At 68.6% G+C, this 20,118-nt stretch carries 17 protein-coding genes; 2 read left to right on the forward strand and 15 right to left on the reverse strand.

Annotation, left to right across the window (positions count from 1 at the left end; all coding sequences use genetic code 11):
• Positions 1-28: 28 nt before the first annotated feature.
• The 8 genes from PSPA7_RS14160 to ptxS form a co-directional block, all read right to left on the reverse strand.
• Positions 29-1,348, reverse strand: coding sequence for a c-type cytochrome (locus tag PSPA7_RS14160; protein ID WP_012075750.1), 1,320 nt, complete (start codon positions 1,346-1,348; stop codon positions 29-31).
• Positions 1,349-1,359: 11 nt separating this feature from the next.
• Entirely contained in the window at positions 1,360-3,135 is a 1,776-nt protein-coding gene (locus PSPA7_RS14165) for a GMC family oxidoreductase (protein ID WP_003110747.1), read from the reverse strand.
• Between the two features lie 2 nt (positions 3,136-3,137).
• On the reverse strand, positions 3,138-3,854 hold the full coding sequence (locus PSPA7_RS14170) for a gluconate 2-dehydrogenase subunit 3 family protein (RefSeq protein WP_003157914.1): 717 nt from the start codon (positions 3,852-3,854) through the stop codon (positions 3,138-3,140).
• Between the two features lie 179 nt (positions 3,855-4,033).
• Complete coding sequence (locus PSPA7_RS14175) at positions 4,034-5,020, reverse strand: 2-hydroxyacid dehydrogenase (RefSeq protein ID WP_012075751.1); 987 nt, start codon at positions 5,018-5,020, stop codon at positions 4,034-4,036.
• 18 nt (positions 5,021-5,038) lie between these two features.
• A complete protein-coding gene (locus tag PSPA7_RS14180) occupies positions 5,039-6,346 on the reverse strand; it encodes an MFS transporter (protein ID WP_012075752.1) in 1,308 nt (435 codons plus the stop codon).
• A 62-nt stretch (positions 6,347-6,408) separates the two neighbouring features.
• A complete protein-coding gene (locus PSPA7_RS14185) occupies positions 6,409-7,359 on the reverse strand; it encodes a sugar kinase (protein ID WP_012075753.1) in 951 nt (316 codons plus the stop codon).
• Positions 7,352-8,134 carry a sugar phosphate isomerase/epimerase family protein gene (locus PSPA7_RS14190; protein WP_012075754.1) on the reverse strand — a complete coding sequence of 261 codons (783 nt, stop codon included), beginning with the start codon at positions 8,132-8,134 and terminating at the stop codon, positions 7,352-7,354. Before PSPA7_RS14190 ends, PSPA7_RS14185 begins: the two co-directional genes overlap by 8 nt.
• 71 nt (positions 8,135-8,205) lie before the next feature.
• Positions 8,206-9,228 carry a transcriptional regulator PtxS gene (gene ptxS / locus PSPA7_RS14195; protein ID WP_012075755.1) on the reverse strand — a complete coding sequence of 341 codons (1,023 nt, stop codon included), beginning with the start codon at positions 9,226-9,228 and terminating at the stop codon, positions 8,206-8,208.
• 575 nt (positions 9,229-9,803) lie between these two features.
• Between ptxS and ptxR the strand changes: the two genes are divergently transcribed.
• A complete protein-coding gene (gene ptxR, locus PSPA7_RS14200; RefSeq protein ID WP_012075757.1) occupies positions 9,804-10,742 on the forward strand; it encodes an HTH-type transcriptional regulator PtxR in 939 nt (312 codons plus the stop codon).
• Positions 10,743-10,775: 33 nt separating this feature from the next.
• On the opposite strand, the gene pvcD is transcribed toward ptxR, so the two are convergent.
• From pvcD to PSPA7_RS14230, 6 genes are all read right to left on the reverse strand, one after another.
• Entirely contained in the window at positions 10,776-11,432 is a 657-nt protein-coding gene (gene pvcD, locus PSPA7_RS14205) for a paerucumarin biosynthesis heme-binding protein PvcD (protein ID WP_012075758.1), read from the reverse strand.
• Positions 11,425-12,927 carry a paerucumarin biosynthesis protein PvcC gene (pvcC, locus tag PSPA7_RS14210; protein ID WP_012075759.1) on the reverse strand — a complete coding sequence of 501 codons (1,503 nt, stop codon included), beginning with the start codon at positions 12,925-12,927 and terminating at the stop codon, positions 11,425-11,427. The genes pvcD and pvcC overlap by 8 nt, the downstream gene beginning before the upstream one ends.
• A gap of 51 nt (positions 12,928-12,978) precedes the next feature.
• Positions 12,979-13,854: a paerucumarin biosynthesis oxygenase PvcB gene (gene pvcB, locus PSPA7_RS14215; protein ID WP_012075760.1), complete on the reverse strand. Its 876-nt coding sequence runs from the start codon at positions 13,852-13,854 to the stop codon at positions 12,979-12,981.
• A gap of 17 nt (positions 13,855-13,871) precedes the next feature.
• Positions 13,872-14,858, reverse strand: coding sequence for a paerucumarin biosynthesis protein PvcA (gene pvcA / locus PSPA7_RS14220; RefSeq protein WP_012075761.1), 987 nt, complete (start codon positions 14,856-14,858; stop codon positions 13,872-13,874).
• 214 nt (positions 14,859-15,072) lie between these two features.
• Positions 15,073-16,059 carry an asparaginase gene (locus tag PSPA7_RS14225; protein WP_012075762.1) on the reverse strand — a complete coding sequence of 329 codons (987 nt, stop codon included), beginning with the start codon at positions 16,057-16,059 and terminating at the stop codon, positions 15,073-15,075.
• Between the two features lie 97 nt (positions 16,060-16,156).
• Positions 16,157-17,602 (reverse strand): alanine/glycine:cation symporter family protein, encoded by a 1,446-nt coding sequence (locus PSPA7_RS14230; protein WP_012075763.1) that lies wholly within the window; start codon positions 17,600-17,602, stop codon positions 16,157-16,159.
• A 168-nt stretch (positions 17,603-17,770) separates the two neighbouring features.
• Between PSPA7_RS14230 and PSPA7_RS14235 the strand changes: the two genes are divergently transcribed.
• Positions 17,771-18,589 (forward strand): Cro/Cl family transcriptional regulator, encoded by an 819-nt coding sequence (locus PSPA7_RS14235; RefSeq protein ID WP_003157512.1) that lies wholly within the window; start codon positions 17,771-17,773, stop codon positions 18,587-18,589.
• Positions 18,590-18,722: 133 nt separating this feature from the next.
• On the opposite strand, the gene lpdA is transcribed toward PSPA7_RS14235, so the two are convergent.
• A complete protein-coding gene (lpdA, locus tag PSPA7_RS14240) occupies positions 18,723-20,117 on the reverse strand; it encodes a dihydrolipoyl dehydrogenase (RefSeq protein WP_012075764.1) in 1,395 nt (464 codons plus the stop codon).
• Between the last annotated feature and the right edge of the window lies 1 nt (position 20,118).

Here is a 20,118-nt window from a genome sequence, read left to right on the forward strand (position 1 = left end):
GAATGGCGTTTCGCCAGAGGCCTGGCGTTCAGCCGCGATCCGCCGCGGCCGGTCCCGGCGGCGGAATGTCGCCCACCGCCGCCGCGCCGGTGGCCTTGCGCAGGCGCTTGACCTCGTCGACGCTGACGCTCGGCGCCTGGTTGCCCCAGCTGGTGCGGATGAAGTTGACCACGTCGGCGATCTCCTGGTCGTTCATCCGCCAGCCGAACGGCGGCATGGTGAAGCTCGACGGTGCCTGGTGGGTGGCCGGCAGGGAGCCGCCCTTGAGCACGATGTGCACCAGGGAGGTCGGGTCGCCGCCGGTCACTACCGGGTTGCCGGCCAGGGCCGGGAAGACCCGCGCATAGCCCTTGCCGTCGGTGCGGTGGCAGGCCCCGCAGTTGTCGACGTAGAGCGCCGCGCCGGTCTTGCTGTCGTCGCCGTGGAATAGCGCCTGGGCCACGCTCTCGTCGTAGACGTGCGGCTGGTCGGCGGGGTCCGCTGGCGGCAGCGACTTGAGGTAGCGGGCGATGGCGGTGAGGTCGGCGTCGGTCATGTACTGCATGCTGTGCACCACCACGTCGGACATGCCGCCGAACACCGCGCTGCGCTCGCTGCGGCCGGTACGCAGGAAGCTGACCAGGTCGGCTTCGCTCCAGCTGCCCAGTCCGGTCCGGTGGTCGCCGCGCAGGCTCTTGGCGATCCAGTTCTCCAGCGGCGCGCTGCCGGACAGGTAGGCCGCGCCATCGCTCGCCGCCAGGGCCTTCTCCTGCATGCCCAGCCCACGTGGGGTATGGCAGGCGCCACAGTGGCCAAGGCCTTCGACCAGGTAGGCGCCGCGCGCCAGCACCGGGTCCTGCCCGGCGGCGGCCTGGAAGTCCTTCACTTCGGGAGCGAAGGTCCAGCGCCAGAACGCCAGCGGCCAGCGCATCGACAGCGGCCAGGGGATGTCGCTGGCCTTGTTGGGCTGCTCCACCGGCTCCACGCCATGCATGAAGTAGGCGTAGAGGGCGCGCATGTCCGCTTCGCTGACTCGTGCGTAGGACGGGTAGGGCATCGCCGGGTAGAGCGTGTCGCCGGACCTGGCCACGCCGTGGCGCACGGCGCGGTCGAAGTCCTCGAAGCTGTAGTCGCCGATGCCGGTCTTGCGGTCCGGGGTGATGTTGGTCGAGTACACCGCACCGATCGGCGTTTCCATCGGCAGGCCCCCGGCGAACGGCTTGCCGTCCCTGGCGGTGTGGCAGGCCACGCAATCGCCGGCGCGGGCCAGGTATTCGCCCTGCCTGATCAGGGCCGGGTCCGGCGCCTCGGCGGCCTGGGCGATGCCGCAGGCGAGGACGGAGAGGGCGAGCAAGGCTGTCGGTTTCATCGTTGCGCTCCTCATGCCTGCACCAGCGGACCGGGGTTCTTCAGGTATTGCTCGCGGATCGCCTTGGCCGACCAGTAGGCCAGCGCCGCCACCAGCCCGGTGGGGTTGTAGCCGGTGCCCTGGGGGAAGGCCGAGGCGCCCATGACGAAGACGTTGTGCACGTCCCAGCTCTGCAGGTAGCGGTTGAGCACGCTGGTCTTCGGATCGCTGCCCATGATCGCCCCGCCGAGCAGGTGGGTGGTCTGGTAGACCCGCGTATTGAAGTGGTCGCCGAAGTTCTTCACGCTCACCGAGATGGCCTTGGGGTTCATCGCCTCGGCGATCTTGCGCATGTGCTCGGTGACGTAGCGGCTCATGCGGATCTCGTTGTCCTTCCAGTCGAAGGTCATGCGCAGCAGTGGCTGGCCGTAGGCGTCCTTGTAGGTCGGGTCGAGGTCGAGGTAGTTGTCGCGGTAGGTCATGTTGCTGCCGTGGGCGTCCATCGACACGGTGTGCGTGTAGGCGTCCTTGACCGCCTGTTTCCAGCCGCTGCCCCAGCTCGGCGTGCCGGGCGGCACGGCGAGGCCGCCGATCGGCTTGGAACCGGCCTGGTTGACCCACATCGGCGAGCCGCCGACGAAGCCCAGCGGGCCGTGGTCGAAGTTGTCGGCGTTGAAGTCGTCCACCGCCACGCCGCCGCCGCCGGTGCCGACGAAGGGGTTGGTGTGTACGTCCTTGTCGAAGAACGCCTTGATGGTGGCCATGTTCTGGTAGGCGAAGTTCTTCCCCACCACGCCCTCGCCGGTGCGCGGGTCGTAGGGCTTGCCGATGCCGGAGAGCAGCAGCAGGCGCACGTTGTGGAACTGGAAGGCGCTGATGATCACCAGCTTCGCCGGCTGCACGATCTCGCGCCCCTGGGCGTCGACGTAGGTCACGCCGGTGGCCTGCCTGCCGTCGCTGTCGAGGTTGACCTTGAGCACGTTGCAGTTGGCGCGCAGTTCGAACAGCGGGGTCTGGCGCAGCGCCGGGAGGATGTTCAGGTTCGGCGAGGCCTTGGAATACATGTAGCAGGCGTAGCCGCTGCAGAAGCCGCAGAAGTTGCACGGTCCCATCTGCACCCCGTAGGGGTTGGTCCAGGGCCCCGAAGCGTTGGCCGCCGGCAGGTCGTAGGGGTGCAGGCCGAGTTCCTCGGCGGCCTTGCGGAACAGTTGCGCGGAGTACACCTGGCGCAGCGCCGGCAGAGGGAAGTCGTCCGAGCGGTCGGCGGCGAACGGATTGCCCTTGCCGACCACCTGGCCCTTGACCGTATGCGCGGTGCCGGAGGTACCGAAGACCTTCTCGGCGAAATCGAAGTGCGGTTCCAGCTCCTCGTAGCTGACCCCGTAGTCCTGGATGGTCATGCCTTCGGGGATGAATTTCTTGCCGTAGCGTTCCTCGTAATGGCTGCGCAGGCGCAGCTCCTCGGGCATGATCCGGAAGTGCACGCCGGACCAGTGCAGGCCGGCGCCACCGACGCCGTCGCCGGGAAGGAAGGCGGAGAGCTGGCGGTAGGGCAGCGCGGTGTCGTTGATCCCGTGGCGGATGCTCACGGTACTCTTGGAGAGATTCTGGAACAGCTTGCCGCGGGTGTTGTAGGTCAGCTCGTCGAGGGTGTTGGGGTAGGCGCCGTCGGGATAGGTATCGCGGTTCTCGCCGCGCTCCAGCGCCACCACGTTGAGCCCGGCCTCGGTCAGCTCCTTGGCCAGGATCGCTCCGGTCCAGCCGAAGCCGACCACCACCGCATCCACCGGTTTGAGTGTCGTCGCCATCTTCAGCCCCTCTCGCCGGAAATTGCCACCGGCGGGAAGGGATACTTCTCGCCGCGGTCGGCCCAGTCCATGAAGTCGGCGCGGGCGCCGGGGAAACCGACCAGCTTCCAGCCCACCAGGCCGCGATTGCCGCCGTGCTGCGGATCGGAGAAGAAGCCTTCGTGGGTGTTTTGCAGCAACTGGCCGAAGAGCAGGGTGGCCGGCAGGTCCTGCAGGTCGATCCGGCCGGCTTCCAGGCGCTGCAGGATGTCGTCCTGCGCCGACGGCTCCAGCTCGGCGAACGGCTTGCCCTGGTTGGCCTTGCTCCAGCGTTCCAGGGCGGCGATGCCGACCCGGTAGATGTCGCGTGGCACCAGCTTCAACTGATGGCCGAACTCCGGCGCGGCGTCGGTGACGAACGGCCCCTGCATGTACCAGAGTGCGCCGTGCCCGTAGGGGGTTTCCATCTGTCGGTCGATGAACTCCGGCACCCCCGCCTCGATGGCGCCGGGGCCGTTGTCATCGCTGGGGATCAGGCGCGCCACCGCGGCGTTGACGAAAGCCCATTCGGCGCTGGTGAAGAAGCGAGGCTGGTAGCGTTCGCCGGGTTTGTCCCGCTCGGCGGCGGGAGTCTGCATGGCATGGCCGACGCCATAGCCGGCCAGGGTCACCGCCGGGATCACGGTCAGGGTCTTGCGCAGGAAGTCGCGTCGGCCGTTGACGGCCTTGTCATCGGGCATGGTGGGGTCCTCTCTGGATCATCACGGTTTCGTCTTTCTGATAATGATTAGCAGGCTAATTATAAGTTCATGTGTCACGTTGGAGAAACGTTTCAGCAAGGATTCAGGGCAGGCCAATACGGCAAGTGAAGCAGAACGGCACCCCGGGTGTCGGCCCGGCGCGCTCGCTGGCGACCGCTTCAGGCGCGCTGGCGTCGCGCCCAGGCCGAAGGATTGACCAGGTTCAGCGGCCGCTCGCCGGCGAGGGCGGCCAGCAGGTTGTCTACCGCGCAGCGGGCCATGGCTTCGCGGGTTTCCTCGGTGGCCGAGCCGATGTGCGGGGTGGCCACCACGTTCGGCAGGCGTAGCAGCGGCGAGTCGGGAGACAGCGGCTCGCGCTCGAACACGTCGAGACCGGCGGCGCGGATCCGCCGTTGGTCCAGGGCCTCGATCAGGGCCGCCTCGTCGACCACCCGGCCACGGGAGATGTTGATGAAGATCGCCTGCGGGCGCATCCGGGCGAACTGCGCGGCACCGACCAGGCCTTCGGTGGCGGCGGTCAGCGGCAGGGTCAGGCAGACGAAGTCGGATTCCTCGAGCAGCGCGTCGAGGGAGCGGTAGCTCGCCGCGTAGCGTTCCTCGACCCGGGGCTTCGGGCTATGGCTGTGGTACAGCACACGCATGCCGAAACCGTGGTGCCCGCGCCGGGCCAGGGCCTCGCCGATGCGGCCCATGCCGACGATACCGAGGGTCTTGCCATGCACGTCGGTGCCGAACTGGGCGGCGCCGATGCTCTTCTTCCATTCCCCGGCGCGCACCCAGCCGGCCAGCTCCACCACCCGCCGGGCGGTGGCCAGGATCAGGGCGAAGCCGGTATCGGCGGTGGTCTCGGTGAGCACGTCGGGGGTATTGCTGAGGAGGATGCCGCGGCGGTCGAGGTAGTCGATGTCATAGTTGTCGACGCCCACCGAGACACTGGCGATGGCTTCCAGTCGCGGCGCCAGGTCGAGCAGCCCGGCGTCCAGGCGCAAGCTCGCGCCGAGCAGGCCGTGGGCCTCGGGCAGGGCGTCGCGCAGGCGGGCTAGGCCGTCGCGGCCGGGCTCCTCGACCAGGAGCACCTCGGCCCGCTCGCGCAGGCGCTCCATCAGGGGCGTGGAGAGACGTTTGTAGAGAACCACTTTCTTCATCGGATGCTCCGGAGTCGCTCAGGGATGGGCCGGCGCCGCCCGCCGCGAGGGATGCGCACGACCGGCATCGGGCTCGCGCCTGTCGGCGTGCGGGTTGAGGAACACGGTGAGCAGCACCGACAGCAGCAGCGCGCCGCTCATGAACAGATAGGACGCCCCGGGCCCGCCGGTGATGCCGTTCAGGTAGCCGACCAGCCAGGAGCCGGAGAACGAGCCCAGCGCGCCCATGCTGTTGATCAGCGCCATGGCGCCGCCGGCGACGTTGGCCGGGAGGACTTCCGGGACGATCGCGAAGAATGGCCCGTAGGGCGCGTACATGCAGGCCCCGGCTAGCACCAGCAGGGCGTAGGACAGCCAGAAGTGCTCGCTGCCCAGGGCGTAGGAACCGTAGAAGGCGATGGAGGCGATCAGCAGCGGCGGCCAGACGAAACGCTTGCGTTTCTGCATCCGGTCCGAGGCCCAGGATACCCCGAGCATGGCGATCACCGCCGCCAGGTAGGGCAGCGCCGACAGCCAGCCGGCTTCGACGATGTCGATGTTGGCGCCGTGCTTGAGAATCGACGGCAGCCAGAGGACGAAGCCATAGACGCCGATGCTCCAGCAGAAATACTGCAGCGAGAGGACGATGACCTTTGGCGAACGGAACGCCTCGCGGTAGTTCTTCACCGGCTTGATGCCCTGCTGCTCGGCGGCCAGGGCGTCTTCCAGGTCGCGTTTTTCCGCGGCGCCGAGCCAGGCGGCCTGGCGCGGGCGGTCATCCACCAGGCGCCACCAGATGAAAGCCCAGATCACCGCTGGCAGGCCTTCGATGATGAACATCCAGCGCCAGCTGAAATGCTCCACCAGGTAGCCGGAGACCACCGACATCCAGAGGATGGTCACCGGGTTGCCGAGGATCAGGAAGGTGTTCGCCCGCGAGCGCTCGGCGCGGGTGAACCAGTGGCAGAGGTAGACCAGCATCGCCGGCATCACCGCCGCCTCGACCACGCCGAGAAGGAAGCGGATGCCGATCAGCAGGTAGACGTTGGCGACCATTCCGGTCAGGGTGGCCAGCCCGCCCCAGAGGATCAGGCTGACGAAAATCAGCTTCTTGACGCTGCGCTTTTCCGCGTAGATCGCCCCCGGCACCTGGAAGAAGAAGTAGCCGAGGAAGAACAGCGCCCCCAGCAGCGAGGACAGCCCGGGGGTGATCCGCAGGTCGTCGGCCATCCCGGAGGCGGCGGCGAAGCCGTAGTTGGCGCGGTCCAGGTAGGCCAGGCTGTAGGTGACGAAAACGATCGGCATGATGTACCACCAGCGGCTGCTGGCGAGGCGAGGCATGGTCATGGTCGGGTATCTCCTGAGCTTGTCTTGTTCTTGTCGCAACAGGTGCCGCGTGGGCGGCGGGTTCAGGCGCTCCTGCGGCGCTCGCGGTCGAGCAGCTGGCTGCGTTCCGGCAGCCCCTCCATGTCGCCGCGGACCTGCACCGCGCGGCTGCCGATCCAGTTGCCGCGGGCCACCGCGTCGGGCAGCGGCAGGCCTTCCAGCAGCGCGCTGACCAGCCCGACCGCGAAGCCGTCGCCGGCGCCGACGGTGTCCACCACGGTCGCCACCGGCACGCCGGGAACCAGCCCTTCACCGTGGGCGTCGCGATAGTAGGCGCCGCTCGGACCGAGCTTGATCGCCACCGCGTCGACGCCCATGTCCAGGTAGAACGCGGCGATATCCGCCGGTTCCTGCCAGCCGCTGAGCAGGCGGCCTTCCTCCAGGCCCGGCAGGACCCAGTGGGCGCGCGCGGCGAGGGCGTTGACCTCGGCGATCATGCGGCGCTCGCCGGGCCACAGCGAGGGCCGCAGGTTGGGGTCGAAGGACAGGCTGGCACCGTTGTCGCGCATGCGCCGCATCAGTTCGTGGGACAGTTCGCAGGCACTCGCCGAGAGTGCCGGCGGAATGCCGGTGGCGTGCAGGTGGCGGGCGCCGAGCATTTCTTCGCGGAGGTGGGCGAGGCCCAGCCGGCTGGCCGCCGAGCCGCGGCGGAAGTACTCGACCCGCGGGTCGGTGCCATCGACTTCGCGGGACTTCATCTGGAATCCGGTGGGCGCTTGCGCGTCGACCTCGACGAAGCGGCAGTCGAGGCCCTCGCGGGTCAGGCTGTCGAGTACGAAGCGGCCGAGCGAGTCGTCGCCGACCCGGCTCAGCCAGGCCACCGCGAAGCCGAGGCGGGCGAGGCCGATGGCGACGTTGCTGTCGGCGCCGGCGATGCGCTTGCTGAACTGCTCGACCCGGTGCAGTTCGCCGGGCTGTTCGGCGACGAACATGGCCATGGTCTCGCCGAAGCAGAGGATCTCGAAGTCAGCCATGCTGGCGTTCCTCCTGGATGTGCCCGAGGCGGGCGAGGGCGGCGATGTGCCGACGACTGAGACTGAGCAGGTCGTCGCCCAGCAGCGGGTATTCAATGGCCCGCGCGGCGCCCTCCGGGAAATGCTGGAACAGGCGCTGCCAGTACTGCAGGTCGGCGGCCGACGGCGGCACCGCGACCAGCTTGCCGTCGCGGTTGCGGATCACCGCCTTGCAGTGCACGTAGCCGACGTAGCGGCCCAGGCGCAGGGCGGCGTCGTCCACCGCCTGTTCCTGCCAGCGCCAGTTGCCGATGTCGAAGGTCATCGCCAGGTTCAGTTGCTGGCGTTCGGCGAGGCGGAAGAAGCGCTCCAGCACCTCGATCCGGCCGCCCTGGGACGTCTGGTCGTTTTCCACCAGCAGTTGCAGCGGGTGCCGCGCCAGGCGTCGGCCAAGGGCGGCGAGGTCGGGCTGCTCCGGCAGATGACCGAGCGAGACCTTGAGCCAGCCGGCCCCGCAGGCTTCGGCGCGACGCAGGGTCGGCTCCAGTTCGGGGTGCAACTGGCCGTCCTCGCGCCACAGCTCCAGGGGCGAGGAGAACACGCATTCCAGTCCTTGCAACTGGATGGCGGTGGTCAGCGCCTCGGTATCCGGCGGGCCGGCGAAGAGTTCCTCGCGCAGTTCCACGCGCCGCGCGCCGGCCATCGCCAGCAGGGGCAGGAAGCTGGCCTGGCCGCGACTGCGGACGAGATCCGCGCCGTAGCTGGAAAGACTGATGGAGACGGGATGAAGGGACATTGGCATTCCTCTGAAACCGGTTTCATTTCAGGCCGAGCGAAGGCCGCCGGCAACGCGTCGGTGGCAGGCCGCTAACCGCGTGGATGGGTCGAGCCGCGAACGATCAGTTGTGCCGGGAAGGTCACCCGGCGCGCCGGCTCGCGGTCGCCCTCGAGTCGCGCCAGGAGACGCTCGAAGGCGGTGCGGCCGATTTCGTCGGTGGGTTGGGCGAGGGCGGTGATGCCGCTGCCCACCAGCGGGTACCAGTCGAGTTCGTCGAGGGCCAGCAGGCCGACCTCGTCGAACAGCCGGCAACCGAGGTCGCGCAACTGGCGGGTGGCGCACAGGGTGGCGACGCCGTTGCAGCTGAACAGCGCCTTCGGCCCCGGGCCGCTGGCGGCGAGGAAGGCGCGCAGGCCGTCGCGGAAGAAGTCGTCGGTCTGCAGGACCTGGCCCTTGAGCGCCGGCCGGCGACCGATGGAGGCGTTGAAGGCCTGCACCCGCTCGATCCGCGAACTGGTGCCGTCGAGCGGTTCGGTGACCAGCAGGATGTCGCGGAAGCCGCGCTGTTGCAGGTGGTCCAGGGCCTGTTCGACGGCGTCGGCGTTGTCCAGGCCGACCAGGTCGGTGTCCAGCTCGGCCAGCTGACGGTCCACCAGCACCATCGGCAGGTGCTGGTGCAGGGCGCGCAGCTCGCCCGGGTGGTGGCCGAGGGTGTTCACGATCAGTCCTTCGACGTTGTAGGACTGCAGGGCGGCCAGGTGATGGCGCTCCTGCTCGTCGTCGCGGTCGGTATTGCACACCACCAGGCTGTAGCCGTGCTCGCGGCAGGCGGTTTCCACGCCATGCATGACGGCCACGGAGTAGGGGTTGAGGATGTCCGCCACCAGCATTCCGACCAGCCGCGTGCGGCCGCGCTTGAGGCCTCGGGCCATCTGGTTGGGGCGATAGTCGAGCTGGTCGATGGCACGCTCGATGCGCTCGGCGGTGGCATCCGCGAGAAGCTGGCGGTCGCCGCCGATATAGCGCGACACGCTGGCCTTGGAGACGCCGGCGGCCTCGGCCACCTGGTTGATGGTGGCGCGGCCACGGCTGGGCAGTATTGAACCATTCACGGACCTGGTACCTCTTGGTGCTGTTCTTATTGGTGTGTCCGGCTGGTCCGCACCAGCGGATGCCAGGGGTCTGAAACCGGTTTCAGAAAACACCAGAAGCGGCTTGTCCGTCAACGGGAAAAATGTACGACCTCCGTGAAGTCAGCAAGGCGAGCGCTGATGTTGTTCATGAAAAACGAATAATAACCTGGAGTGATCGGATTCAATTATTAATGTCGAATGACATGAATGTGCCATATCTCCATAAATAAAAAGAAAGTTTGCTTAATACTTAAGAAACTACTTGAGGAGCGATTTGTCGGTAGGACGTGATCAATCGGCCAGGCGTGTGCCGAAGTTCGACCACCGATGTCTACCCGACCGACCGTCTGAAGCAGTTCTCATTTATCGGAAGACGAAGGTGCGGCGGTGAAACTTATGGCGCTGTGGCGGTCCGTATCGACCACCTGACCACCCGGTTTCGTCATCACGCTTACCCATCGTCGCGGGGCCCTGCCGAATATCGCCGTCCGCCGCCGCAGGATGCTGCGTCGACAGACCCGTCCGGCCCCACTTCCCGGCTAAGGAATGACAGGATGAGCGCCGCCCTGGAGCGATTGAATCATCTGAACCTGAATCACTTGTATGCCTTCGTCGCCATCGCCGAGCACAACAGCTTCACCGCCGCGGCGGAGGCGCTCGGCCTGTCGAAATCACTGCTCAGCGAGCAGTTGCGGCGTCTGGAGGCCGACCTCGGGATCCAGCTGCTGACCCGCACCACCCGGCGCATGACCCTCACCGATCGCGGCGAACTGCTGTTCGGCGTAGCCCAGCGCATGCTCGGCGAACTCGACGGGGCGCTCTCCGATGTCCGCGACCTGCAGGGCGAACCCAGCGGCCGGCTGCGCATCACCGCGCCGCAGGACTTCGTCAAATGGCATATCAGCAGCGTTTCCGCGGCGTTCATCCGGCAGTTTCCCAAGGTCCAGGTGGAGATGCTCGCCGACGACCAGTTCAGCGACCTGGTCGGCCAGCGTATCGATCTCGCCGTGCGTATCGGCTGGCCGCGTGACTCCGGGCTGCACGCCAGCAAGCTCTGCGATTTCCAGCAGGTCGCGGTGGCCACGCCGGAATACCTCGCCGGCCTGCCGCCGCTGCGCCAGCCATGCGATCTGGAGCGTTGCGAGTGGATCGGCCATACCCGCCTGAGCACCCCCTGGAACTGGACTTTCGAGCGCCAGCGCGAGCGCGCCACGGTGCAGACCCGCGGCCGCCTGCTGGCGAACAATACCCTGGCGGTGTACCGCCTGGTCCTCGACGGTGCCGGGGTCAGCGTGCTGCCGAGCTTCCTCGTGGCCCGCGAGCTGGCCCGCGGGCGGCTGGTCCATCTGTTGCCCGACTGGCGGCTGCCGCAGGGCGGCATCTATGCCCTGTATCCCTCGGCGCGCTACATGCCGGTGCGGGTCAGGGCGTTCATCGAGTCGCTGCGCGAGCATCTCGGCCGCGAGCCGTTCCGCCTGGCGCAGGGCGAATGAGGCTGGGCATCCATGCCTGGGGGCTGTAGGGCGTTATTCGCCCTGCGGCCCCAGGCTGCCCAGGTAGCCGGCGAGCGCCTGGATGTCGTTATCCTCCAGGCCGTCGGCGACCACGCGCATGGTCTGGCTGTTACCGCGCTGGCCGTCGCGGAAACGCTGCAGCTGGGTCGCCAGGTACTCCGCCCATTGCCCGGCCAGGCGCGGCGCCTTCAGCGCCGCCAGGCCCCGGGCGGCGCGCCCGTGGCAGGTGACGCAGGGCGGTACGCCGCGCTGCGCCAGGCCGTTCTCGAAGAGCTGCCGGCCGCGTTCGCGTTGCGCCGGGTCGGCCAGGGTCTGCTCGCCGGCGCTCATGCGCTGGGCGGCGAACCAGGCGGAGACGTTGACCACGTCCGCCGCGCTCAGCTCCTCGCCGCGGCCGTTGGTGGCCGGGTTGCGCCGGCGCTGGGTCTTGAGGTCGTAGATCTGCTTGTACAGGTATTCCCGGTCGAGCCCGGCGAGCTTCGGGTAGCTGCGGTTCGGCCGCGGCCCGCCGTTGCCGTCGTCGTCGTGGCAGCGCGAGCACATCTTCTGCGCCATCGCCTTGCCGCGCGCCAGGTCGGCGGGGGCGTCCGGGCCCGGCACGGCGGCGGCCAGCGGCAGGGAAACCAGGGCCGACAGGCAGCCGGCCAGCCAGCGTTTGCGCTCAGTCATGCTGCCAGGGCCCCCGTAGCCAGCCATGGATGTCGTAGTCGGCCATGCAGCGCCGGACCATCGCCTCGCAGTCGGCCAGGTGCCCGCGACGGTTGGCCCAGGCCAGCGAGTCGAGGCGGATCTGCTCGGCATTGCCGGAGTAATGGCTCTCATAGACCGCATGGCGCGCGCCGAACTCGCTGCCGGTGGCGTCCCAGATCAGCTTGAACAGCTTCAGGCGCTGCTCCGGCTCCAGTTCGGCGCCGCGGTAGTAGCTGTCCACCAGCCGCCGCGCCTCGCCGTCGCGCAGGTCGGCGGCGGCCGAGACGGTGACCAGCGGGGCGCCGCCGAGGGCGTTTTCCAGCAACTCGCGGACACGCTTCCAGATCTGCGGCACCTGGATGCGCAGGGCATTGGCGTACTCCAGGCGCGGCACCGCCGAACCGGCGGCGTTGCGCTCCGGGTCGCGGGCCATGGCGGTGGTCAGCGCCTGCAGCAGGTGCTGCAGGGCGATCAGCTCACCGAGGGCCGCCTGGATCCCGCGGAAGCCCTGGGTGCCATTGGCGCGCACGCCGAGGGAAAGCAGGCCGATCATCAGCTCCAGCTTCACCCCGAGGCGGATGCCGGACTGGAAGTTGTACAGGTTGGCGAAGCCCGACTCGGCATAGAAGCCGGTGGCGCGGCGCAGGTCGCGGTAGACCAGGACGTCTTCCCAGGGAATCAGCGCCTTGTCGAACAGCAGCACGCTGTCGTTCTCGTCGAAGCGGCTGGACAGCGGATAGTCGAAGGGACTGCTCGCGCGCTCCTCGTAGGATGGCCGGCACATCAGGCGCAGGCCGGGGTTGTCCAGGCGGGCGAAGAACACCAGGGCGAAGTCCTCGGCCTTGCCGGCTTCCATCTGCGCCGAGGCCACCGGGGCGACGAAGGTGGCATTGGTGATGGCACTGCCGGTGGCGAGCATCTTCGCCCCGCTGACGACGATGCCCTGGTCGGTCTCGCGTTCGACGTGGACGAACACGTCGCGCATCTCGTGGATCGCCTTGCTGCGGTCCAGCGGCGGATTGATGATCGCATGGTTGAGGAACAGCCCGCGGTCGGCGAAGGCGCGGTGCCAGGCGCAGGCGTTCTGCCGGTAGTCGCCGTAGAAGCCGGCGCCGGCCTCCAGCCCGGACATGAACGCCGCCTTGTAGTCCGGGGTACGCCCCATGAAGCCGTAGGTCATGCGCGACCAGCAGCCGATCGCCTCGCGCGCGCCGAGCAGGTCCTCGGCGTTCTGCGCAGGGGTGAAGAAGCGGTGGCTGCGGCGGCCCTGGGCATCGACCCGGGTGAGGACGTCGCGCTGCTCGCCGTGGAGGGCGTCGTAGAGCCCGGCGATGCTCCGGCAGGCATTGCGGAACGCCCTGTGCCGGGTGACGTCGGCGACCCGCTCGCCGTTGAGGTAGACCTGGCGGCCGTCGCGCAGGCTGTCGAGATAGTCGGCGCCGGTCATCAGCGCGTTGGGGACGGAATGGCTCATGCTGGTTCCTTGTCGGGACGCCGGCCGTGGCGCGCACGGCCGGCGGGGCGGTCAGTCGCGCTGCAGGTGCGGGTTGCGCAGCGCCGGCTCGGCGTGGATATGCACCCGCCGCAGGTGGCGCGGCGCGCGGTGGGCGAAGGCCTCGCGACCGTGCAGCAGGGTCAGGTTGTCGGCGATCACCAGGTCGTCGCTGCGCCAGCGGTGGGCGTAGTGCGCCTCTGGGTGGTACAGGCAGCGGCGCAGGCTGGCGAGCAGTTCGCCGCGCTGTTCCGGGGCGATGCCGTCGTAGTGGAACTCGGAGGGGTTGATGAAGCTGGCGTCGCCCTCTACCGGCGGTTCGCAGAAACGCAGGATGGGAAACTCGCGGCGCGGGTGGCGCTCGATGATCGGCGCGGCCGAGCGGCTGCTGTAGTGCGCCGCGCTGCGCTGGTACCGGCCGCTGGCGCGGCGCCAGAGTTCCAGCTCGCTACTGTCGGCCAGTTGCAGCGCCGCCGGGGTCGAGCTGAAGGTGGTGCGGCCACCGTCGCTGTCGCCGGGCGCGTCGACACAGTGGAACACCTGGAATTCCGGCACCGTCTCCAGATACATGCCATCCCAGTGCAGCGGCACGTAGTTGTTGGCGAAGATGTGGTCCTCGGCGCCTTCCTGCTCCACCAGCTCGAGCACCGCGCCGAACGGCCACCGCATGACTTCGCCGAAGTCGTGGCAGTAGCGGGTCAGGCTCTCGGCGTCGGCGAAGGCGGCGAAGCCGCGCAGGAGCAGCAGGTGGTGGCTGCGCGCCAGGCCCTTGAGCCACTGTGCCGGCAGCTCGCCGACGTGCATGCCGGGACGGCCCGGCTCCAGCAGCAGGCCGAAGCGCGGCTGCTTGCCCTGTTCGTCGCGCAGCGGCGAGAGACGTACCGGTTGATCGCTGACATAGGCGTTCATCGTCTGGCTCCTCGGACTCAGGCCACGGCGGCGCGCCGGGCGGCCCTGGCCGGCAGGCGGTAGTGACTGGGCTGGCCGTTGATCTGCACCAGTTCGCCGCCCATTTCCAGCACCTCGCTGCGCTTCATCAGCACGAAGCGGTCCTCGGTGTTCACCGCCACGCCGTGCCAGGGCGTCAGCCAGTCGTCGCGGGTCGGCATCATGTGGATGCCGAACTTCAGGCTGTCCGCCGGCTGCGGGTGGATGGACAGGCGGATCGCGCGGGGGAACTGGTCGGCCAGCAGCGCGCCCCAGGCCCAGCTGCGCTGGATCACCCCGTAGGCGCGCTCCTTGGCGTCGCGTTGCAGGGCGGTCTTCGAACCCTGGTAGTCGGGGGTCAGGCCGTCCTCGTAGAGGAAACGGGTGATGGCGCGGTACAGCAGCAGGCCTTCTTCGCTGGCCAGCAGGGTCTCGCGGATGCTTTCCAGCGGCTCGGCGTAGCCGTCGATCAGCAACTGGCGGAGCTGCTCGTGGTCGTCGCGCTGGGCCTCGAAGGCGCGCACGTCCTCCAGGTTGAACACGCCGATATGGGTGGCGCCGATCTCCTCGATCATCAGGCGCAAGGCATCCTGGTAGGCGCTGATGTGCGCATCGCCGATCCTCACCAGGTCGCCGAACACCCGGCCGTCGGAGCAGACGGTGATCTTCGCGCCTGGCGCATAGAACAGCTGGATGCGCTGGCACAGGTGGTTGAGGAACGACAGCGAGAGGCGCTCGGCCATGTCCGGACGGCTGTCGAGGACCTTGCCGGGGTTCGGCGACTTGGCCGGAAACGCCGGCAGGACGAATTCGATGGGCTCGCCGGCTTCGATGAAGGCGGCGATGCGCGGCAACTGGACCTGTTCGATGCGGCGGATCTCGTCCGCTTCGCTGGCGCTCTGGCGATGCTCGGGGTAACGGCGGCGATAGAGCAGCAGTTCTTTCAATACGCGTGCGGGAAGGGTGTCTTCGGCGATGGCGTACATGCAGGTGTTTCCTCCTTGTGGGCGGACGCCGGCGTGGCCGGCGGCGGAAGCCGACATCCTGTGGATTCGCTGGCGGCGGATAAACCGCGGAAGGCCGGAAACACTGTTCGCTGAAGCTTGACGATGAGCGCCGGACACGGGCGGACCGTGGGCGTTGTCGCGTATCGCGGGGAGGGCGGAAGGAAGCGGCCGCCACCGGGCGGCCGCTGGGGAATCAGTCGGCGTTCTCGCCGCACAGGTCGAGGGCGAACCAGCGTTGCGCGTCGTCGCGTCCGAGGCCGGCGCCGAGCAGGCCGAACAGCTTGCCGAGGGCCGCCTCGCGGGTCATCCCGCCGGCCGAGACCAGGCCGGCGTCGCGCAGGCGGCTGCCGGCGGCGTAGACTCCGAACTCGACCGCGCCGTAGGCGCACTGGCTGACGGCGGCGAGCAGCACGCCACGGGCGTGGGCCTCGCGCAGGGCCGCCAGCAGTTCCTCGTCGTCGGACGGGCCGGTGCCGCTGCCATAGCATTCCAGCAGCAGCGCTTCCACGCCGCTGTCGAGCAACCCGCGCAGATGCGCGGCGCGCAGCCCTGGATAGAGCGGCAGCACGGCGAGGTTCACTTCCCGGCGCGGCTGGCGGTAGCCGAGGGTGGCGGGTACCGGCGCATGTTCGGCTTGGCGTGGTCGCGGCAGTTCGGCGAAGGCGTCGAACGCATCGCTGCGCAGCTTGCTGACCCGTGCGCCGTGCAGCAGGGCATCGTTGAAATAGACCTGCACGCCGCGCGCATGGCCCGCCTGGAGTACCCGCAGGGCGCCGACCAGATTGTCCCAGGCGTCGCTGCCCGGGGCGCCGGCCGGCAGCATGGAACCGGTCAGCAGCACCGGGACCGGCAGGTCGAGCAGCAGGAAGGACAGCGCCGCGGCGCTGTAGGCCAGGGTATCGGTGCCGTGCAGGAGGAGCACGCCGTCGTGGCCGGCGTCGAGCGCGGCGACGATGGCGTCGCGCATCGCCAGCCAGTTGCCCTGGCTCATGTTGGCGCTGTCCAGCGGCGGTTGCAGTTCGGCGAAGCGCCAGCGCAGGTCCGGGGCGTCGCCGAGGGTGCGCAGGTGGTCGCGCATGCGGGTTTCGAAACCGCCGGCCGGGGCCAGGCCCCGGGGGGTTTCCAGCATGCCGATGGTGCCGCCGGTGTAGAGCACGAAGAGGTTCTTGACTGGGAGCATCCGTAATCCTTGTGTCGGGCCTCTTCGCAACGGATGTGCGAAGAGATGCCCCATTGTCGCGCAGGCGCCGCTCCAGGGGGAGGGCGCCCGGCCGGACTCAGCGGTTGCCGCTGGGCAGCGGCTCGGTGCCCGCTTGCGTCGGGCTTTCGGCGCGCTGGCCGGCGGGCCAGGCTTCGCGGTCCAGGTCGAGGTCGGCGAACTGCGCCGAGTCGAACACCGGTTGCCTGATACCGGCGCGACGCTGCACGTCGTAGTCGCGCATCACCCGCAGGCCGACCTTGAACAGCAGGGCCAGGGCCATCAGGTTGACGAAGGCCAGGCAGGTCATGGTGATGTCGGCGAAGGCGAACACGGTCGACAGGTCCTGCACCGAGCCCCAGACCACCAGGGCCAGCACCAGCGCGCGGTAGCCGATCAGCACCAGGCGGTTGCGGCTGAGGAACTGCAGGCTGTTCTCGCCCAGGTAGAAGTTGTAGAGGATGCAGGTGAAGACGAACAGCGACAGGGCCACGCTGACGAACACCCGGCCCCAGTCGCCGACCACCGCCGCCAGGGAGTTCTGGGTAAGGACGATGCCGTCGCCCTCGAAGCCCGGGGTGTAGAAGCCCGAGAGCAGGATCAGCAGGGCGGTGCAGGTACAGATCACGAAGGTGTCGAGGAACACGCTGAAGGCCTGGACCACGCCCTGCGCCGCCGGATGGCGCACGGCGGCGACCGCGGCGACGTTCGGCGCGCTGCCCAGGCCGGCCTCGTTGGCGAACACGCCGCGCTTGACGCCCATCACGATGGCGCTGCCGAGCAGGCCGGCGAACGCCGGGTCGAGGCCGAAGGCGCTCTTGACGATGGTTTCCAGCATCGCCGGGACGTGCTCGATCTGGCTGGCGATGACGTACAGGGTGACGCCGATGTAGGCCAGGGTCTTGATCGGTACCAGCAGGTCGGAGACCGCGGCGATGCGCTTGATGCCGCCGATGAAGACCACGCCGAGCAGCACCGCCAGGGCGATCCCGGTGTGCTGCGGGGCGAAGCCGAAGGCGTTCTGCAGCGAGTGGGTGACGGTGTAGGACTGCAGGCCGTTGAAGGCGAAGCCGTAGGTGATCAGCAGCAGGATCGCGAAGACCACCGCCATCGAGCGCAGCTTCAGGCCGTACTGGATGTAGTAGGAGGGGCCGCCGCGATACAGCCCGTCGCCGTCGCTGCGCTTGTAGACCTGGGCCAGGGTGCACTCGAAGAAGCTGCTGGACATGCCGACCAGCGCGGTCACCCACATCCAGAACACCGCGCCCGGACCGCCGAGGGTCACGGCGATGCCGACCCCGGCGATATTGCCGGCGCCGACCCGGCCGGCGAGGCTCAGCATCAGGGCCTGGAACGAACTGAGCTGGCCGGCCTGGCCGCGCAGTGATTCGCGGAACACGCCGAACATGTGGCCGAAGTGGCGGAACTGGACGAAGCGCGAACGGATCGTGAAGTAGGCACCCAGGCCGACGATCAGGACGATGAGGACTTTTCCGGAGAGAAAATCGTTGAGCATTTCAAGCATGGAGGTCTACCTCGGTTCTTATTCTGGTACCGGCGTGCACTGCGGCAGCGCCTTGCTGCGCGGCGCATGGTTGGCCATGACGCACCTGGTTACAATTTCGCGGGTTGCTCCTGCTTGATGCGACCTGATGCTAGAATCGCATCGATCGCATCATCTTCGGAGCCACCGATGTCCGAGCACCTGAGCGCCAATCTCAAGCTGCTGTGCAGCCATTACCGCTCGATCTCCGAGGTTTGCCGGCAATTGGCGATCAATCGCGCGCAATTCAACAAGTACCTCAGCGGCCAGAGCCAGCCGACGCCCTACAACCGCAAGCGGATCGGCGATTTCTTCGGCGTCGAGGACTACGAGCTGGGCCTGCCGCCCGAGCAGTTCGCCCGCCTGATCGGCGCGCGCGCCAACCTCCAGCCGCGCCAGTCCAGCAACGATCCGCTGTTGCGTCTGCTAGAACCGCTGCGCGCCGAGGCCGGCGACCTGGGCCGCTACTGCGGCTACTACTTCGAATACGCCAACTGCATGTCGGTGCCGGGCAGCATCCTGCTCTCGCTGGTGCATCTCTACGAGGAGGACGGCGTGTTCCTCTTCGAGCGCCAGGAACGCCAGGAACGCACCAGCAGTACCGACGTGCAGGCGGAGGAGTGGGCACGCTGCCGCTATCTCGGCGCGGCCTTCCAGTTGCAGGACCGGGTGTTCCTGATCGACTACGAATCGCTGACCCTCAACGAGATGAGCCAGACCATCCTCATTCCCAGTTTCAAGAGTCGCATCACCCGCCTGAACGGCCTGAAGATGGGCGTTTCCAGCGGCGACCGGCGGACCCCGGCGTGCAGCCGGGTGGTCTGGGAGTACCTCGGTGCGGAAATCAACCGGATCAACGCCTACCGCCAGGTGCGGCTGTATCGCCCGGACGACCCGCGGATCGACGAGGACGTCCGCCAGCGCCTGGCGGCGGGGAGCCTGCGGCACGGGTTGCTGGAGACGGAGTGAGGGGACGGAGGATCGCGCAGGGCGATGAGGCCTGCCGATGACCCGGTTCGCGGCCACGAAAAAGCCCCCTTGCCCGACGGGCAAGGGGGGTAATGTGCGCCGGTGGTTGGCCGGCTACCGAGGTTCGCGGGAATCAGATGTGCAGGGCGTGCCCCAGCGCGCGCAGGGCGGCTTCCTGGACCGCTTCGCCGAGGGTCGGGTGGGCGTGGATGGTGCCGGCGATGTCTTCCAGGCGGGCGCCCATCTCCAGCGACTGGGCGAAGGCCGTGGACAGCTCCGAGACCGCCTTGCCCACCGCCTGCCAGCCGACGACCAGATGGTTGTCGCGGCGCGCCACCACGCGGACGAAGCCTTCGTTGGCCTCCAGGGTCATGGCGCGGCCGTTGGCGGCGAACGGGAAGCTCGCCACCAGGCAGTCCAGCCCGGCATCCTTCGCCTGCTCGGGGGACAGCCCGGCGACCACCACTTCCGGATCGGTGAAGCACACCGCCGGGATCGCCAGCGGGGCGAACTGGCGGCGCCTGCCGGCGATCAGCTCGGCGACCATCTCGCCCTGGGCCATGGCCCGGTGCGCCAGCATCGGCTCGCCGGCGAGGTCGCCGATGGCCCAGACATTGCGCATCGAGGTGCGGCACTGGTCGTCGACCTTCACCGCCCGGCCGTTCATGTCCAGGCCCAGGCTTTCCAGGTTCCAGCCTTCGCTGCGCGGTCTGCGGCCGACCGCCACCAGCACCTGGTCGGCGGCGATCTCGCGCTCCTCGCCGGCGCCGTCGCGGACCCGTACGCCATTCTCGCCCGGGCCCAGCAGGCTGTGCCCGAGATACAGCTCGACGCCCAGCTTGCGCAGGGCCTGGGCCACCGGCTTGGTCAGTTCCTCGTCGTAGCCCGGCAGGATGCGCGGTTGCGCCTCCACCACCGCGACCTCGACGCCGAGCTTGCGGTAGGCGGTACCCAGCTCCAGGCCGATGTAGCCGCCGCCGACCACCACCAGGCGCCCGGGCAGGCTGCCGGGCGCCAGCGCCTCGGTGGAGGAGATCACCTTGCCGCCCAGCGGCAGGCTCGGCAGCTCGACGCTCTGCGAGCCGGCGGCCAGCAGCAGGTGCTCGCAGTCGATGCGCTGGCTGCCGCCGCCGGCCAGTTCGACCGCCACGCTCTTGCCGTCGAGGATTCTTGCCCAGCCCTGGACGACAGTGACCCCGTGCTTCTTCAGCAGCGCGGCAACGCCGCTGGTGAGACGGTCGACGATGGCGTCCTTCCACTCCACGGTGCGGGCGATGTCGATGCTCGGCGCCTGTACCTGGATGCCCAGCGCCGACTGGCCGGCATAGTGGCGGGCCTTGAGGTATTCCTCGGCGGCGTGGATCAGCGCCTTCGACGGGATGCAGCCGACGTTCAGGCAGGTGCCGCCGAGGGCGGCGCCCTCCACCAGCACGGTGGGAATGCCCAACTGCCCGGCACGGATCGCCGCGACGTAGCCGCCGGGACCGCCGCCGACGATCAGCAGGGTAGTCTTCAGGGTCTGGCTCATC

This window comes from Pseudomonas paraeruginosa PA7 (assembly GCF_000017205.1).
Taxonomy (GTDB): Bacteria; Pseudomonadota; Gammaproteobacteria; order Pseudomonadales; family Pseudomonadaceae; genus Pseudomonas; species Pseudomonas paraeruginosa.